The following is a 16,852-nucleotide window of genomic DNA, read 5'->3' on the forward strand; positions in this document are numbered from 1 at the left end:
AGACCCGCAATGCCGCCGACGGCAGTGTTGATCTGGCTCGACCACTGGATCGCGTTGGACAAATCGCTGTTCGAGATCAGGTCATCCAGGTGCTCCTTTTGGCCGGGCGGAAGAAACCAAACGATATCCATCGGGATGAGGCACCAGGCTCACGCCGTCGTACGAAGTTGCAATGTCGAACTGGCGCAGCACCTCGAAGTACTGCATGGTCAGCGCGTGCAGCTTGTTGTGGTTTGTGATGGTCTTGGTTCGGACGCTGGTCGACTCTGTCGTCGTGGCCATTCGCATCGCCGTACGCTGCGCCGAGCGGGTTGAATGGGCCTGCTGTTCCGCGTAGGTCTGTGCCGCTTGCGTGGCCGTGGAGCCGTAGCTCTGTAGTCCGTCCATCCAGTTCTGCGTGCTTCCGCCGGAGACGGTTTCACCCACGCTCCCGCTCGGCCCGCCGAGTAGGCCCAGCAGACCGCCGCCGGCGCTCAACGCCCCGGTCTCCGACGCACTGTTGAAGCTGCTGCCGCCCTGGGCGGTTTGCCGCAGTGCCGAGTTGAATGTAGCCTGCGTGGAGGAATCCGATACCTGCGAGGCCTGGCTGCTATCGGAAGCGATCATCGCGTCGAATTCACGCACCGTGAGCGTCGTCGTCTGCTCTTCGACAACCACCTGCTGCTGCTCGCCTGGCGCGAGCGGCAGTGAATAGACGAGGTCGCCTAATGCCAGGCCTTGGAATTGCCAGTTCTGGCTACAACGGAGCACGTAGCCCAAGCCCAGCGAGCCGACGATTGCTGGCCGCGACAGGAGTGACTGGCGGAACTCGTCGACGCTGATCGGACCACTCAGATCGACGCGCGCCAGGGGAGTGTCGACGCGGATGTCGGTCTGGAATGTACCAGGCGCGTTGGCGTTGACGGTCTCGGTTTCGGTGAACAGCGCCGGCGCGATGAGCTGGAAGAAAATGCCGTATGGAAAGCGCTCGAAGGATGTCTGGTTCTCCAGCACGCGGATGCAGTCGGGATCGTCACCCAGCGTGAGTTTCGGAACGGCTGGGCCACCTCCAGTATCTCCGGTTTCCTGTTCGATTATCTGCTGCAGTTCCGTCAGGATCGTGGGCGGGATTGGCAAGAGCTGCTTGTCCATTGCCAGGGTACCGACGTAGCCAGTCGGGCCCAATAGATCCGGTGGCACGGACAGGCTGACGCTCACGCCAGACGCCGCGCCCCGCGCGCGCATCGATAGCGAGGAGCCGGAAGGCAAAACGACGCCGGCGGGCAATGGAATCGTGAAGTTGCCGGCGCTGTCGGTCAGGCCCGACGCAATGACCTGCGATCCGGACGGGCCTATGCCAAGCACGTTCTTTGCGCCGGCCCCGCCCGGATTCTTCGCCGCAGCTCCGCCAGACGCCGGCGGCAGAACCTCGAGCTGCAGGTTGGCCCCGAGGCTATTGTCCGGCTGTTGCAGCGTGCCGAGCAGGCGCTGCGGCAAAGGCACCGGCGGTTGCGTCGACAGGATGACTTTGTTCAACTCCGTCGAAAGGATCGTGAACACTTTCTTGATCTCGACGCCGGGCAACTTGATTGGCTTGGCCGCAACACGTTGCGTGCTGGCTCGCGTGGCGGGGGCCGGCTCGCGCGCTACCGCTGCCGGGAGTGTTGGCACGAGGCCCTGCCCGGCGGGAATGTTGTCTCCGGACGATCCTGATGGATGTCGCGCACCGCGCGTCGTCTTCTTCGGAAGGGGTTTTTTGCGAGCGGCCATCGGGTGCACCTCAGTTTGCGGTGTGATTGCCTGTCGTTCGATCGTCCGGTTTGCATCCAGATTATTGGGCGCATGATCCGCGCCTGATTTTCGACCTCAGGCTACTTCATCGGGATAAGTCCAGATGTGAACTGCTTCACAACGAGTGTTGGTTTGAGAAATCCGGGTATGGCTTGAGAATGGACGACGGTGTCCTCAGATTTCAGCCGAGATGTCCGAAATCCGTTCCGTCGTCTGACCGTTTGGATGCAGCGGAAGTCCAGTGTTCGTAAGTGCAAATTATCAGCCCCTGGCCGATTTATTTCACAACATCTGATTTGCGAACTCCGTTCTTGCTCGCGCAGCAGCTCGGATGTTCTTCAAACGAAGCTGAATGCTTGTTCGCGAGACGCCAAATCCATCGGCGATCGAATCCACCAAAGCTCTGGACCTGCTTGCGCCGCCGGCGGCTGAAGACCGCCCATGCGTGCGCAAGGGGCGCCCAACTCCTTCGGGGGGCGCAATGACCTTCCTTCTGCCAAGCGGTCTTCAGCCTTGACCCGGGCCACGTCCCAGGCGCCGCGGCAGAATGTACTCGACGTCAATACTAATGCTGTCCCCGCTCAGGGGCGGTGTCTCGCGAGTTATGCTGTTCGGATTATAAAGCTGCAGAGTGAAATTGTTCAGCGCGCAGAACAGTCGGCTCATGCAGAAGCTGCTAGAGAACGCCTTGAGCGGCCGCGTTATCACGATCAATCTGCTTTTGGCGAGTTATCGCCAGCTCTCTGCTGCACGCGGTGAATGCAGCGCTCGTTGAACGCATTCCGAAGGTCTCGCAGAATTCGCGATCCTCATCGGCTATCGTCCGTTCAAGATATTTTTGTGCGGCGTCACGCGTGGCAGTGTCCGAGATGAAAAGCGCGTGCAGTCCGTAGGCAACCAGTACGGCAAGAAGTAGCGAATATCCAACTGCAGGGAGCGAGAGGCGGTCGGAGCTTGGAGTATTGGTTTCTGTCTTGGCCATGACTGGAAAAATCAAGGTACATAGGAAGGCGGGTTGTTCGGGGGCGGGCGTCCCCGGACGAAACGGCGGCCAGGCCAGCGGGATTGAATGGCAAGCATGCGCTGCAGTGCATGAATCGCGCGACAGCACCGAGCTGTGATCATGGTCGCGGAAAAGCATCGCAAGCGGGATGTCGTGCGTTGCTAGACGCTCAGCGTGATGAGTGCGCAGCTTGCCGGCGACGTAAATCATCGTGGCGCCATCGTTCACCAGCGCTCCAGTCGCGGTGAGGACGTTCACTTTTCGCCCCACCGGCGGGATCAAGCGCCTGAGCTCCATTTGGAAAACATTGCGCAGATCGCAGCGGCCCTATAGGATTCTAAAATTTGGGACTGGGGGCAGCCTTGGAAAGAGACGAACTCGAACGCCTTGCCGGCCGCCCGTTGCGGTTGAACTTCGAGGACATCGTGAACCATCCTCGGCTGCCGGAGGCCCGGCGAGCTTATCTCGATAGCTTCTCCGAAGTGTACGGAGGCGATCCGTTTCTGGTTCGTCTCTTGCTCCAGGCAGGTCGATTTCTCGTATTCCACAGCGCAGCGGTGCTCGAAGCCGCGCAGGATTTGTCGCGGCGCGAAACCTGGTTCACGGTCGCCGCCCTGAAGCAGCAATTGGCCATGTTTGGCTATGCGAGCCCGCGACAGATCGACCATCTCCTGGCGCGGCTTTGCGAGGTCGGATTTATCGAGCAGAGCCGGGCCCCCGGTGACGGGCGCGTGCGGCTCCTGGCGACCACGAATAAGCTTCGCTCGCATCACACCGAGTGGCTTGCCGCCCATTACGTGCCGCTTGCCAGGCTGTACCCCGACCATGATTACAGCCCCGTGCTGTCGCGAAACCGGGCCTTTCATGTTCTCCATTGCCGCGCGTGCCTGCCGTTCACTCCGGTCGGCGCTCGCCTCATGATGACCCTTCCCGACACGCTGCTGTTCTTTGCTCACGCTGCGGGACCGCTGATCCAGAATGCGCTCCTGAAGGCCGCCCTCGATGCGGGAGATCTGGCCGCCGAGGTCCCTTACATCGACGTGGCCGATCGGTTCGGCGTATCCCGAACCCACGTCCGCAACCTGATGCACTCCGCGGAGGCGGCTGGTCTCGTCAGAATCGTCGGGCGCGGCGGCCGAAGCATCGAAATTCTCCCGCGGCATTGGGTGAGCTACGATCGAGGTCTGGCCGTCGGCATGTATCTGCACGATGTCGGCAATCTCGTCGCGATGCGCCAGTGGACGAAGGAGCACGCGGATACCGGCACGACTGCCCTGCTTGATCGCACATTGACCGCCACAGTTTGATTTTCGTTGCTGGCGCAGGTCGCCTTGATCCTTTAGGTTCCCCTAGGGAACCGATCCCGGGCTGGATCGGCAGGCGGTCGGGGCGACCTTTTGGGCAAATGCTTGTGTTCGGGCGGCTTTCAAGCCGTCTTGGATCAGCGTGGCGCGCGCGTTCCTCTACGCTTGGCGCGACACATGGCGCTCGCCGCAATTGTTGCGATCGGGCAGATCGGTCCGATCTCGGCTCAAAATGCTCCCGCCGGTAGCACACCACCTTCACGTGGCAGCCTCGAGCAGCCGACGCGGCTACCGCCGGTGACCGTTGACTCCAAGCGCGAGCGCATCGCCAAACCCAAGCCCGCCAAGCCAGCGGTTGCGGTTGCGCCGGCCCCGCCTACGACGGGACGCGCCAACGTGCCGGCGCCGCCCGATGGCGTCGCGCTGTACGGCGGGCCGCCCGTGACGCAAACCACTGCCGGGCCGGTAAGCGGCTATCGCGCGCTCACTTCAGTCTCGGCGACCGGGACCGCCACACCGATTGAGCGCATTCCGCAGGCGATTGCGGTCGTGCCGCGCGCCGTGCTCGACGACCAGCAACCGCTCGGGCAAATGGATGCGCTGCGCAATATCTCGGCCGTGACGCCGATGTCGGCCAACACGTTCATAGGCTATGCCTACAAAGTGCGCGGCTTTCCAGCCGACCGCTATGTCGACGGCCTGCCGAACTATTATGACGGCGGCGACAACACCTCACTCCGCAACACCGAACGCATCGAGGTGCTGAAAGGCCCGGCCGGCATCCTTTACCAGGGTGGCATCGGCCCCGTCGGCGGCATCATCAATACGGTCTCGAAGCTGCCGACCGAGAATCGGTTCGCCGAGATCGGCGTCACGGCGGGCGGTTACCGGCTGGGGAACGTCTGGTTCGACGTGAACCAGCCGCTCACGAACGGGGGCACGGCGCTGTTCCGTATGACCGTCGACTTCGAGAAATCCGGCGACTTCATCGATGTGATCGAGCACCGCCGCTATGCGTTCAATCCGACGCTTCTCCTTAACGACAAGGACGGCACACGCCTCACCATCCAGGGCAGCTTCTCGTCGCGCTCGTTCCAGAACTATACCGGGCTGCCTGGTGCCGGCACGGTCGACCAGTCACTGTTCAAGATCTCGCCGACGCTGTTTCCCGACCGGCCCGATCTCGGCCGCAGCTGGACGACCTACAACGGCGTGACGGTGCGCCTCGATCACGAGTTCAACACGGTCTGGTCAGCAAACGCCACGACCCGCGTCAGCGAAATGCGGCTCGAGCAGTTTGGACATTTCCTCGGAACCGATACCCCGCTGTTCGGCTCGACGTTCCCGTTTCTCAGCTTCCATTTTCCGGTAGATACCCGCGAGATCGCCTCGAACGCCAATTTGGTCGGCAAATTCGCGATCGGGCCGACCAGGAACACGGTTCTGTTCGGGGCGGACAGCGATCGCGTCGCCGATAAGATCCGCGACGACATCGCCTTCGTCGGCCTCGTCGACTTCGCCAATCCGGTATTTCCGGCGTACACGACGCCGACCGCGAGCGCGTTCAACTCCAACAACCTCTATGTCAACAGCGGGCTGACGGCGCAGTGGCAGTCGGACATCTATGACCGGCTGCACCTGCTCGCGGGCGTGCGTCTCGCCAATGTCTATATCCACGGCACCGACACGGTGGCGGGCAGCGATTTCATCACCGATGCCTGGAAGCCGCTGCCGCGGTTCGGTGCGGTGGTCGATCTCGTGAAAGGCGTATCGGCCTTCGCGGACTACTCGCAGGGCTACCGTGGTGTGCCATTCTTCAATGCCGCCGGCGCGCCGAAGCCCGAGGAGGCCGAGCAGACCGAGGCCGGGTTGAAGCTCGCGCTGCCGTCCGGCTTTTCTGGCACCTTCGCGTGGTTCACCAACACGCGGCGCAATGTCATGAACCTGCTGCCGGGGAGCCTCTTCCTCGCCACGCAGGTCGGCGAGCAGCGCGCAGAGGGGTTCGACGCGGACCTGACCTGGCAGCCGTTCGCGGGTCTTTCGATCCTTGCAAGCTACGCGCACGTGAAAGCCATTGTCACTCAGGATCAGCTATTCGCGCGAGGCACCGTGCTCGAGCGCGTCCCGCGCGACTCCGGCCGGCTCTGGGTGAACTACAAATTCCAGGATGGATGGCTGCAGAACGTTGCGATCGGGGCCGGCCTCTACGCGGCCTCCGCGCAGGCAGTGGCGCTCGACAACATCTATTTTACACCGGGATATGTCACGTTCGACGGCAAGATCGCTTACGAGACGGAGCGCTGGAGCCTGGGCGTGACCGGGAAAAATCTCGCCGATCACCGCTATTTCGTGCCGTACGCGAGCGGCTCCGGATACATCATGCCAGCCGACGGACGCACCGTGCTGGCTTTCGGGAAGCTGCGATATTGAGCGGATCGTCCGATTGATTCCCCGCGGCCGCCCCAGGTGTTTCGGGCGAGGCGAGATATGCGCAAGGTTTTCCAAACGCTCGTCGCTCTCCAAGGGCTATTCTGCCCGCGTTGCAGGCTGTCCACTCGCGAACAGCGTCCCTTTCCAGCTATTTGATTGCCAAGAGAGATTTGTATGACCGAAGCCAGAACCGGTACTTCCAGCCCCGCCCGCGTCCAGCTTCCCGCACTCGGGTATTGGCTGCTCCTTGCTGTACTGACAGCCTTTGGGCTGAACGCGCTGTTCTTCGCCGGGCCTGCCATGCGGATAGCGGCCCAAGAGCAGCTCGAGCAGGCCGTCGCAGCCGAGGATCGCGGGTTCTGTGAAATGTTCGGTATGCGCTCGGGTAGTGCGGCCTTCGCTGCATGCAGCAGAGAGCTTGCGATCATTCGCAAAAAGCAAGTCGACCGTGATAGCGCAGCCGCACAGGGAATTCTTTAGCAAGGCTCTGTTCGAGATCGAGAGATCCCCGCTCAATTGCGCGTGTCGCAATTCACCCCATTTGCCAGGGGGAGCACGATGTCCTCCCCTATTTTTGCGAAGGCGCCCCTTCCGGCGCCTCTTTTCAAGAAGGAATTTGATGATGGTTCGACGTACGATGCTCGGTTTAGGCGCAGCAATGATTTGCATCGTGTCCGCCGCCGCACAGGAGTCCCCGCCCTCTTACCAGGCCGACCCAACGACCTACAAAGTCATCTTCGAGGATCAGAACTTCCGCGTGATCGCCGGTACCTGGAAGAAGGGGACAACTGACAAGCCACACTCCCACCCGGCTCCCTTCGTCGTCTATGCTCTTAGCGATTGCGTCTTGCGGCTGCACAATCCGGACGGCACAAGTCGCGAGAACAAGACCACGGCTGGAGCGGCCTTTGCGGGACCCATCACATCCTCGCACACCGCTGAAAATGCCGGCGAGTCGGATTGTCAGGCCATTTTCGTCGAACGCAAGTAATCCTCCCTAAGACGGGCGGTGGTGCGGCAAACGACGTACCTGGCAAGTCAAGCCAGTGTTGGGTTGCAGACCAATCGGCTGCCACCTGTCATGAACCGGACACCAACACGACTCAACATGAGTCCGCGCGGTAGCGGTGCATTTTGACATCACTTTGTTCGAAACCTGTTACTGGAGATAACCATGCGCGCAATGCTCAAATTCACGTTGCCGGTCGAAAAGGGAAACGAAGCGTTCAGAGATGGCACTCTCGCAAAGACAGTCGAATCGATAATGAACACCCTCAAACCCGAGGCGGCTTATTTTGGGTCGTTGGACGGCAAACGCGGCGGGATGGTATTTTTCGATCTCTCGAAGTCGTCGCAGATTGTCGAAGTTGTTGAACCGTTCTTCTTGAATCTCAATGCAGAGACTGAAATCGTACCGGTCATGAATCCTGACGACTTGCGCGAGGGACTTTCGAACGCCGCCGCTGCTCAGAAGTAGTTCGGCGTTTCGTGCCCCCGGATCGCAAGACCCAAGGGTGGCCGGTTTTGGGCTCGGGGGACGCACATGCAGCGGCGAGAATTTATTGTGGGGCTCGGCGCGGCAGCTTCATGGCCGCTGGCCGCGCGAGCGCAGCAACCGGCTGCCAGGTTTCCAACTGTCGGATTTATCGGTCCCAGTACGGCCTCCGCGGACGTCACTCGGCGCAACGCTTTCGCTAAGCGGCTCCGCGAACTGGGCTGGGTCGATGGACGAAATCTGGCCATCGAATATCACTGGGCGGATGGCGTGGTGTTGCGCGCCGGCGAGATCGCTGCAGAATATGCGCAAAGAAAAGTCGATGTCATCGTGGTCAGCGGCGACGCTCAAGTGCTGGCGGCGAAGCGAGCAACGGCGGCAATTCCAATTGTCATCGCCGCTGCCGCCGATCCCGTAGGGAACGGCCTGGTCGAAAGCCTGGCACGGCCGGGCGGCAACGCGACCGGTCTGTCGCGTCAACTCACCGATTCCACCGGGAAGCGGCTCGAGGTATTGCGGGAATTTCTTCCGGATCTCCGCCGCGTGGCGATCCTGTTCAATGCTGCCAATCCGCTCACCGCGCCCGAGTTGAATGTGGCCCAGGCTGCCGGCGCCAGTCTCGGTCTCGATACCGTCAACTGTGAAATCAGGAGCGCTGAGGACGTTGCGCCTGCGATCGAAGCCCTCAAAGGCCGCGCCGATGCGCTCTACGTCTGCATCGATCCGCTCGTGAATACCAACGGCGTTCGCATCAGCTCGCTGGCGCTGGCGGCGCGGCTGCCGACCATGCATAGTTCGCGGGACAATATCGACGCAGGCGGTACGATCTCCTTTGGGCCGGATGTCACCGATCTGTTTCGGCGTGCCGCCGAATTTGTCGACAAGATCCTGCGCGGAGCCAGGCCGACCGATCTTCCCGTCGAACAGCCAACCAAGTTCGAGCTGGTGATCAATCTCCGCTCCGCCAAAGCCATGGGATTTGAGGTCAGCCTCGCGCTGCTCTCCCGCGCCGATGAAGTGGTCGAATAAGGCCGGCCGACGGCCGCTGATGGGCGAGCCCGGTCACGCCCTAGTCAGGACCTCAATAACGCCGATACAATGCTCTTTGAGCTTGGGGGTGGGATATGCGGCGGCGCGAGCTTCTTGTTATTCTAGGTGGTGCGGCGGCTTTACCTGTTGTGGCGCGCGCCCAAAAGGACTTGCCCGTTGTCGCCGTGCTTGTGCCGGGACCAGCGAAGCAGGCCGAGAATCGAATAGTGGCCATCCGCCAAGGCATGCGGGAGGCAGGCCTCACCGAGGGCATCAACTTTACTTTCGCTTGGCGCTATGCCGACGGTGTTTTCGATCGATTGCCCGCGCTTGCCCTTGAACTCGCCGCTCTCAAGCCACGCCTCATCATTGCTTCAGCCGCCGCCGCGCCGATCGCGCACAAAGTCCTGCCCGAGCTACCGCTGATCTTCACCTCCTATGCCGCCGATCCCATCAAGGCAGGATTTGCCGAAAGCTATGTCCACCCGGGTGGCCATGCGACCGGCAACGTGATGAATGCGGTTGGCGAGGAGGAGGCGCTGACCCAGAAGCGCATAAACTTCTTCAAGGAACTGGTACCCGATCTGAAGGCCCTCGGCTTCATCGGTTCATCGTCGATTCTGGCCGCAGCCGAGCTCGTCGCATTGCAGAGCGTCGCTGGTCAATTCGGCTTTGTCGTTGTCCGTTATGGGCTTAATGGGCTCGATGACGTCGAGGGCGCGGTTGCGGCGAGCGTTGGCGATGGCGTTGGTGCCCTCTATGTGTCCGGCGAACCTCTGCTCTACACCAACATGCCGCGCGTGCTTCCCTTAGTGATGGCGCCGGGAAAGCCAACGGTCGGCACCTATCCGGAGTGGGGCCGGGCTGGGCTTCTGATGTCCTATTCGGCGGATCTTATCGACGACTTCCGTCGAGCCGGCACCTATGCTGCCAAGATACTCCGCGGCGAAAAGCCTGCCGACCTGCCGATTGAGCAGGCCAGCAGGTTTGTGCTCGTGCTCAATCTCAAGACGGCCAAAGCCTTGGGTATCAAGGCGCCGGACCGCCTCATGGCGGTAGCCGATGAGGTGATCGAGTAACGAACTTGGCTACGCTGCTTGGCGGGATCAACGGCAGTGGCCGCGAGCACGGCAAAATCGATGTTGGAATTGCCGACGCTGAAATTCAGCGCGAAGCCCTTACTGCCGCCCTAGTGGTTCGGGCGAGGCGAGATATGCGCAATGTTTTCCGAACGCTCGTCGGTCTCCGAGGGTTATTCTGCTCGCGTTGCAGGCTGTCCACTCGCGCACAGCGTCCCTTCCTAGCTATTTGATTGCCAAGAGAGATTTGTATGACTGAAGCCAAAACGGGTACTCCCGGCCGCCGGCGTCAATGTGCGGACCGTCATTCGTCGCTTCGGCGGCAAGGGCGGACTGCTCAAGGCCTTCGTTGACGATTTCATTCCGTCCATCGCCATCGACCGCAAGACGTCGCCAGGCGACGTCTCGGCGGCCATCGATCGGCTGATGGAAGTCTACGAGACCTGGGGCGACAGTGTCATTCGCAACCTTGCGCAAAAGCCACGTCACCGGCCTTTGAAGCGGCTTCTTGATCTGGGCCACGAACGGCATCGTACGGTAACGGCGGCGCGCAATGGCTCGACTGTCTTGCCCCGCCGGAGCGGACAAGGACACTCGATGCGCTCGTCGTCGTAACCGATGTCTATGCCTGGAAGCTCGCGCGGCCGTGCCGCGTACAGCTCCGACAACGGAGATCCGCGCCGCGCTCGACCGCCTGGTCTCCGAGCCGAAATTCCGGACAGCAGCTGGAATGCACGGCGACGCGGTCGATGCGGAATTTCGTAGCGATACCTTGATCGCCGACCTTGAAGAATTGGCACGCAGCGATGGCAAGGCTCGCCCCAACGTGGCTGCTCGTCAAAAGGAAACGTTCGCTTGACCTTGCAACCGATTTCTTTCGTCATTCCTATCCGGAGACCTGCGTCATGCGCTGCCGATTTGCACTGATCCTGATCGCCCAGCTCCTGCTCACCGGCGGGCTCATGTCTTCAGGCAGGACTGAGGAAGCCATTGATGCGCGCGAGCCGGTTCAGCGAACTGAGGCGGAGAAAGTCTTTGTTCTCGACCAGATGCGGTTGTTCTTGACCTCTATCGCCGAGATCGAAGAAGGCCTTGGTTCGGGCGATATGGACCAGGTCGCGCGCGGAGCGGCCGCGCGCGGCCGTAAGGCAAATGTGACGCTCGCGCGACCGGCAACTTTAGCTTCCAAAGAGAGCGAAGCCTGGAAGATGATGTTCGGATCGACCCGGGGCGGCTTTGACCAGATCGCCGAGCAAGCGATTTCGAACGCGTCTGCGGCAACGATCAATAAGACCGTTGCCGATACAATGAGGAATTGCGTCGCTTGCCACCAAGCGTATCGCATCTCGGTGGAGGCGCCGTAATTGAATTCCGAGGGCAACTGACCAGAAGAGCGATAATTTGAGCGATGACGGGATTGCCTGAACGTGTGCGCACGAGACGGAGCGGAGCAGCAATGAGGCGACGTGAATTTGTCGGCGTCTTAATGAGCTCTCTCGCGCTATCGGCGGGGGCGGCGCGGGGGCAGCAGCCCCGGCATATTCCGGTCGTTGGTGTTCTCTGGCATGCCGCCAATGCCCAGGAAGAGCGGGAATATCTCAGCGTCCTCATCGATGAGTTCGCCCAGCTCGGCTACGTCGATGGCACCAACATCACCTTCCTGCACAAGTTTCCTGCAGAGGACTCCGCTCGTTTTCGCAGGCTTGCCGGAGAGCTCGTTGAGAGCAAACCCGATGTCATCATTGCGGTAACCTCGGCCGGTGCAATGGCGCTGAGGGAGATTTTGAGCGTAATCCCGGTGGTTTTTGTGATCGAACCCGATCCGATCGGAAATGGTTTGGTCGCAAGCCTTGCGCGTCCGGGCGGTCACATGACGGGACTTTCCATTGTGACAAATGACCTGTCGGGAAAGCGAATGGCTTTGCTCAGGGAAGCCGTTCCCAATCTCACCAGCGTCGCCCTCGTCAACTCAAAAGACGTCGCAACGTCGCGGGTGACCTTGGCGCATGCAAAGGCGGCAAAGGACCTCGGAGTTTCGCTTCGCGAAATCGAAATTCCACAGCCGGACGCGATCGAGCAGGCTTTTGCAGAATTGGAGCATGAGGGTGTACAGGCAGCCATCGTGAACGGATCGATGCTCTTCAACGAGCGGGCACGCCTCGGTGCGTCAGCTCTAGCGCACAAGATACCGACGCTCAGTGCGATCGCAGAAATGGTGCCTTATGGACTTCTGATGTCGTATGGCCAGGACTTCCCCGACTATTTTCGGCGAGCTGCCGCTTACGTCGTCCGGATCATACGCGGCGCCAATCCGGCTGATCTGCCGGTCGAGCAGCCAACGCGTTTCAAGCAAGTCATCAATCTCAAAGCAGCCAAGCTCCTGGGGCTGACCATTCCGCAAACGCTGCTTGTCACAACCGACGAGGTCATCGAATAAGTGTACCGCGATATGAGCCGGTTGTGGTCGAAACGTTGGAAGGCGTCAGAGTTCGCCGATCCGGAGTGTGCCCCAAGGAGAGCGACGCTGTCGAATTTCGAATCCTGACGGCGCGGCCACTTTCTGCGCCGCCTCCACGTCGGGTTCGTTATCCACGACAAGAACCAATGCCGCCACGTTGACCTCTAGTCCTTTCTGTTGTCTGCGGGGGTGGTCGCTCGCGGCAACACGATCGTGAACTCGGTGAATTGCCCAGGTTGCGTATCCACCTCTATCCTGCCGCCGTGTTGTTTCACGATGATGTCGTGGCTCATCGAAAGACCAAGCCCAGTGCCTTCTCCCGCCGGTTTGGTCGTGAAGAACGGATTGAACATTTTTTCCTTCACCTCCGGCGGGATGCCGGTACCATTGTCGCGTATGCGTATCTCGATGTGGCTGCCGAGATTTTTGGTGGCTGCGCTGAGCACCGGCTCGAAATCCGCCTCACCGTTCTCGGCTTCACGCTTGCTCGCGGCATAAAACCCGTTCGAGATCAGATTGAGCAAGGCGCGGGTGATTTCCTGCGGGAACAGCTCTATCACGCCGGCGTCCGGATCCAGGTCGCGCTGCAGCGTGATATTGAAACCAGGTTTCTCGGCGCGGGCGCCGTGATAGGCGAGATTGAGGCTCTCGTCCAACAGCGCGTTGATATCGACCGCCCGCTGCTCGCCCGAACCTTCCCGGGAATGCAACAGCATGTTCTTGACGATTGAATCGGCGCGCTTGCCGTGCTGGACAACCTTTTCGAGGTTGCTTTTCAGAAGCTCGCGGATTTCATCCAGCTCCTTTCGTCGGCCGGCTTCGTCGAGCGCCGGATTTTCAAATACGTCGGTCATCTCGTCGATGAGTTCAACCGACAGCGCCGAGAAGTTATTGACGAAATTCAGCGGGTTCTTGATCTCGTGGGCGATGCCGGCGGTGAGCTGACCGAGTGAGGCCAGCTTTTCGGTCTGCACCAGACGATCCTGCGCGGTTCTGAGATCGTCGAGCGACTGCGAAAGTTCGCGGGTGCGTTCCCGAACCTCTTGGAATAGTCGAACATTTGAAATGGCAATGACCGCTTGGTCGGCGAAGGTCTTAAGCAGTTGGATGTGATTGACTGCGAATGGGCCGGGCTCAACCCGCGTTTGGCCGATCATGCCAATCGGCGCCCCATCTCGCAGCAGCGGAACGAACAGCATGCTGCGGTAGCCGCGCATCCGCGCCAAGTCTCTCAGCACTGGTTCAGTCTCGGTGTCCGGAAGGCTGTAGATCGCACCCTGACGAATAGGTCCGCCAAAGGGCATTGCAGATAGTTGTCTCGGGAACGAAGCCGTGAGCGCTGCGTCAGCCTGCGGATTGGTCCGCGTAAACGCCGACAAGTGTATGGTATCATCAACAATACTGAGCACGGTGGTCGACAGGCCACTAACCAGCCGGTTCGAGCGCTCGGCGATCGCTTCGAACACAGGCTGCAAATCGGACGGTGAGCTAGCTATCACTTTGAGGATGTCGGCTGTCGCAGTTTGGCGCTCCAGCGCCTCTTTGGTTTCGTTGAACAAGCGCGCATTCTGGATTGCGATCACCGCTTGGTCGGCGAAGGTCGACAGCAGATTGATTTGCTTGTCATTGAACGGACGCACTTCGGTACGGCGCAGCAGGATCGCGCCGATACTCTCGTTCCCAAGCAGCAAGGGCACGGACAGAACGGTATGAATGGTCGAGCCTGTGCTTTGGCCCATGGCTCTGGCGTCCGGAAACTCGGCGCCATCCCCGGATAGCATGTCGTGAACATGCACAGGCTTTTGGTCTACAAAGGCGCGTCCAGCGGTCCAATTGCGGCTAATTGGCCATTTGTCGAGCGTTACGGGGATGGGACCGGAATGCGCGCTAAAGTGGAGATATTCTGCGTCTTTCAACAAGACGACTGCATCGCTGGCTTCGCAAAGCTCTCGCGCACTCTCGACGATCTCCTTGAGAACCGGTTCGACATCGGTGGGTGAAGAGGCGATCACCCTTAGAACATTGCTGCTCCCGGTCTGGTAAGCCAGCGCCTCCTTGGTCTCGTTGAACAGCCGCGTGTTTTCGATCGCGATCACCGCCTGATCGGCAAAGGTCGCGACCAGTTCAATCTGTTTCTCGTTAAAGGCACCGGGCTCGCTGCGATTAAGCGATAGCGCACCAACAAGCTTGCCTTCGCGCAACAGCGGCACCGCAAGCGTCGCGCGATAGCGCGCGCGGCTCTGTTCGCGAGTCAGGCCATAAGCCGGATCGGCCAGCACGTCCGGAATGCAGACAGGTTTCAGGGTGGCTCCGGCGCGCCCGATCGCGGAGGGATGGCCGGGCATCAACGGGCGGCGTTCGAGCATTTCGTGAACTTGGGGGGGAAAGTTCCAACTGGCAAGGATGCGAAACACGTCGCCATCGTAGCGAAAGAACATCGTCTGCTCGGATCCGCACAGCCGCGCCGCGGTATCCGAGATGGCCTGAAGCACGGGTTTCAGGTCCGAAGGCGAACGGCTGATGACCGCGAGGACTTCGCTGGTCGCGGTCTGCTGCTGCAGCGATTCGGTAAGATCGCGCGTCTTGGCTTCGACTTCATTGAACAGCCGCGCGTTCTCGATGGCGATCGCCGCCTGATCGGCAAAGCTCTGAATGAATTCGATCTCGGTCTCTGTAAATGGCTTCTTGGGCTGGCGCGTGACGACGAGGGAGCCGACACCGCGAGATTCGGAGATGATTGGCGCGTAGAGCACCGACATGCCGCCGGCCAGCCTTATGGCATCCCTCTTATCCTCGGGCAGGCCGGTCTTGTCGGCAAGATCGGGGAAATGAAGCGGTTGCCGCTGCGAGATTGCCAGGCCGGTCGAACTACCAGCGAGCGGCATCGAATCTGTTCCCCAGTCTCCTACGCCAGGGCCGCGCCGCGCGACGCCCCTCACTCTGTCGCCTTCGACCAGGTAGACGGCCGCATCGTAGGGGTTGAACAGGCGCTGACAGGATTCGAGGATCGTGTCGAAGACCGGCGCCGCGTGCGCGACCGAACGACTGATGATCCTCAGAATGTCTGCGGTCGCGGTCTGCCGCTCCAATGCTTGCTTGGTCTCGTTGAATAGTCGCGCGTTCTCGATGGCGATCACGGCCTGGTCGGCGAAGCTTTGCAGCAGGGCAAGCTCTTCGTCGGTGAATGGCAAGAGCCGGTCACGGAAAACGATGAGGGCGCCGATTGCCTTGCCGTCGCGCCGGAGCGGCGTGCCACAGACGGTGCGGGCACCTCCGGCCCGCGCATGGGGCAGGCCGGGAAAGTCAGACATCGAGGGATCGAGATGATCGAGGTCCGGGATGTGGATCTGCCGGCTCTCGGCCACCACCGTGCCCGGCAGGTTTCGGCCGCCGACCTTGATATTGGATCGGGGATAGGCAGAGCCGACACGTTTGGCGATGGCGCCCACGCGGTACTCCCGCGTGAATTCGCTGCCTTCGGCGAGCTGGATCGAGACGCTGGACGCCTTGAACAGGCCTGCGGTCGTCTCGGCGATCAACTGCAATGGCCCCGCGGTATCCCCCGATGCGTTGGCAACAGCGCGCTGGATTTCGGCGCCAGCCTCCAGTTGCATCCGCGCAGCCTTCAACTGCCGTTTCAGCCGCGCGATCTCCGGCTGACGCGAAGGCTTCCGCTTGCCGAGATCGGTCTTGGCCGGTTTCGGCTCACGCAAGCCGGGCTTGCGAGCTATGGACACGCCGGATTTGCGCGCCCGCAGCCCGCCGGGACCGGCCGTCGTGCGCTTTCCCGCTTTTCGCTTGGTCTTGGCCATCTGTCCCGTCCGTTGGCGACGATTTGCGGATTCGCTATTAGGTTAGACTACTCGTTTCTGCTTTTAGGGCACACCGGAGAGCCAACGACCAATAGGCGCAAAGTTTTCCAGACACGCCGGACGCGAAGCGCTTAGGTTTCTGGCCATTGTTCGGAGCCTGACGGCTCCAGTGAATTTGGCAACGGGGCTAATCGCTCAATTTTTTTCCGACAACTGAACGCGGGCACTTAGAAAAGGCGGCGCCCTTTTCAAACAGGCCGTCTAGCGACCCAATCGCCGGGTCCAGGAACAGATCAATACCTAACACGCTCTCCGAATTGCGGATTATCTGACCATGTGTGGAGGAGGCTTTGTGCTTCAAGTATATAGACCCGATCGGCTCGGGCGAGCTTCCTGGCTTTCTACGGGGCTATCTCATTGGATGCGCTGTCTTGATTTGCATCCTGGCCGTTGATCTGATCGTGCTACTCTA

Annotated in this window: 14 protein-coding genes; 10 read left to right on the forward strand and 4 right to left on the reverse strand. The window is 60.6% G+C overall.

Annotated features, from left to right (window positions below):
- Positions 1 to 81: 81 nt before the first annotated feature.
- Positions 82 to 1,749 carry a hypothetical protein gene (locus ACPPVR_RS11655; RefSeq protein ID WP_426614361.1) on the reverse strand — a complete coding sequence of 556 codons (1,668 nt, stop codon included), beginning with the start codon at positions 1,747 to 1,749 and terminating at the stop codon, positions 82 to 84.
- 697 nt (positions 1,750 to 2,446) lie between these two features.
- Positions 2,447 to 3,055: a hypothetical protein gene (locus ACPPVR_RS11660; protein ID WP_426614362.1), complete on the reverse strand. Its 609-nt coding sequence runs from the start codon at positions 3,053 to 3,055 to the stop codon at positions 2,447 to 2,449.
- A gap of 62 nt (positions 3,056 to 3,117) precedes the next feature.
- On the opposite strand from ACPPVR_RS11660, the gene ACPPVR_RS11665 reads away from it, so the two are divergent.
- The 7 genes from ACPPVR_RS11665 (at position 3,118) to ACPPVR_RS11695 (ending at position 10,110) form a co-directional block, all read left to right on the forward strand.
- Entirely contained in the window at positions 3,118 to 4,080 is a 963-nt protein-coding gene (locus tag ACPPVR_RS11665; RefSeq protein WP_426614363.1) for a hypothetical protein, read from the forward strand.
- A gap of 174 nt (positions 4,081 to 4,254) precedes the next feature.
- The gene (locus tag ACPPVR_RS11670; protein ID WP_426614364.1) at positions 4,255 to 6,507 is read left to right on the forward strand and encodes a TonB-dependent siderophore receptor; all 2,253 of its coding nucleotides are present in this window, start codon (positions 4,255 to 4,257) and stop codon (positions 6,505 to 6,507) included.
- A 174-nt stretch (positions 6,508 to 6,681) separates the two neighbouring features.
- Positions 6,682 to 6,987 (forward strand): hypothetical protein, encoded by a 306-nt coding sequence (locus ACPPVR_RS11675; protein WP_426614365.1) that lies wholly within the window; start codon positions 6,682 to 6,684, stop codon positions 6,985 to 6,987.
- A gap of 139 nt (positions 6,988 to 7,126) precedes the next feature.
- Positions 7,127 to 7,498 (forward strand): hypothetical protein, encoded by a 372-nt coding sequence (locus ACPPVR_RS11680; protein WP_426614366.1) that lies wholly within the window; start codon positions 7,127 to 7,129, stop codon positions 7,496 to 7,498.
- 183 nt (positions 7,499 to 7,681) lie between these two features.
- Positions 7,682 to 7,984, forward strand: coding sequence for a hypothetical protein (locus tag ACPPVR_RS11685; RefSeq protein WP_426614367.1), 303 nt, complete (start codon positions 7,682 to 7,684; stop codon positions 7,982 to 7,984).
- Positions 7,985 to 8,071: 87 nt separating this feature from the next.
- Positions 8,072 to 9,031, forward strand: coding sequence for an ABC transporter substrate-binding protein (locus tag ACPPVR_RS11690; RefSeq protein ID WP_426614368.1), 960 nt, complete (start codon positions 8,072 to 8,074; stop codon positions 9,029 to 9,031).
- Positions 9,032 to 9,126: 95 nt separating this feature from the next.
- Positions 9,127 to 10,110: an ABC transporter substrate-binding protein gene (locus ACPPVR_RS11695; RefSeq protein ID WP_426614369.1), complete on the forward strand. Its 984-nt coding sequence runs from the start codon at positions 9,127 to 9,129 to the stop codon at positions 10,108 to 10,110.
- A gap of 225 nt (positions 10,111 to 10,335) precedes the next feature.
- On the opposite strand, the gene ACPPVR_RS11700 is transcribed toward ACPPVR_RS11695, so the two are convergent.
- Positions 10,336 to 10,632: a hypothetical protein gene (locus ACPPVR_RS11700; protein WP_426614370.1), complete on the reverse strand. Its 297-nt coding sequence runs from the start codon at positions 10,630 to 10,632 to the stop codon at positions 10,336 to 10,338.
- 124 nt (positions 10,633 to 10,756) lie between these two features.
- On the opposite strand from ACPPVR_RS11700, the gene ACPPVR_RS11705 reads away from it, so the two are divergent.
- From ACPPVR_RS11705 to ACPPVR_RS11715, 3 genes are all read left to right on the forward strand, one after another.
- Entirely contained in the window at positions 10,757 to 10,969 is a 213-nt protein-coding gene (locus ACPPVR_RS11705; protein WP_426614371.1) for a hypothetical protein, read from the forward strand.
- Positions 10,917 to 11,474, forward strand: a complete 558-nt coding sequence (locus ACPPVR_RS11710) for a hypothetical protein (RefSeq protein ID WP_426614372.1) — start codon at positions 10,917 to 10,919, stop codon at positions 11,472 to 11,474. The genes ACPPVR_RS11705 and ACPPVR_RS11710 overlap by 53 nt, the downstream gene beginning before the upstream one ends.
- Before the next feature lie 92 nt (positions 11,475 to 11,566).
- The gene (locus ACPPVR_RS11715; RefSeq protein WP_426614373.1) at positions 11,567 to 12,547 is read left to right on the forward strand and encodes an ABC transporter substrate-binding protein; all 981 of its coding nucleotides are present in this window, start codon (positions 11,567 to 11,569) and stop codon (positions 12,545 to 12,547) included.
- A gap of 185 nt (positions 12,548 to 12,732) precedes the next feature.
- Here the strand turns inward: ACPPVR_RS11715 and ACPPVR_RS11720 are convergent, their stop codons facing one another.
- Positions 12,733 to 16,380 carry a GAF domain-containing sensor histidine kinase gene (locus ACPPVR_RS11720; protein ID WP_426614374.1) on the reverse strand — a complete coding sequence of 1,216 codons (3,648 nt, stop codon included), beginning with the start codon at positions 16,378 to 16,380 and terminating at the stop codon, positions 12,733 to 12,735.
- Positions 16,381 to 16,852: the final 472 nt, after the last annotated feature.

This window comes from Bradyrhizobium sp. McL0616, from assembly GCF_049993385.1.
Taxonomy (GTDB): Bacteria; Pseudomonadota; Alphaproteobacteria; order Rhizobiales; family Xanthobacteraceae; genus Bradyrhizobium.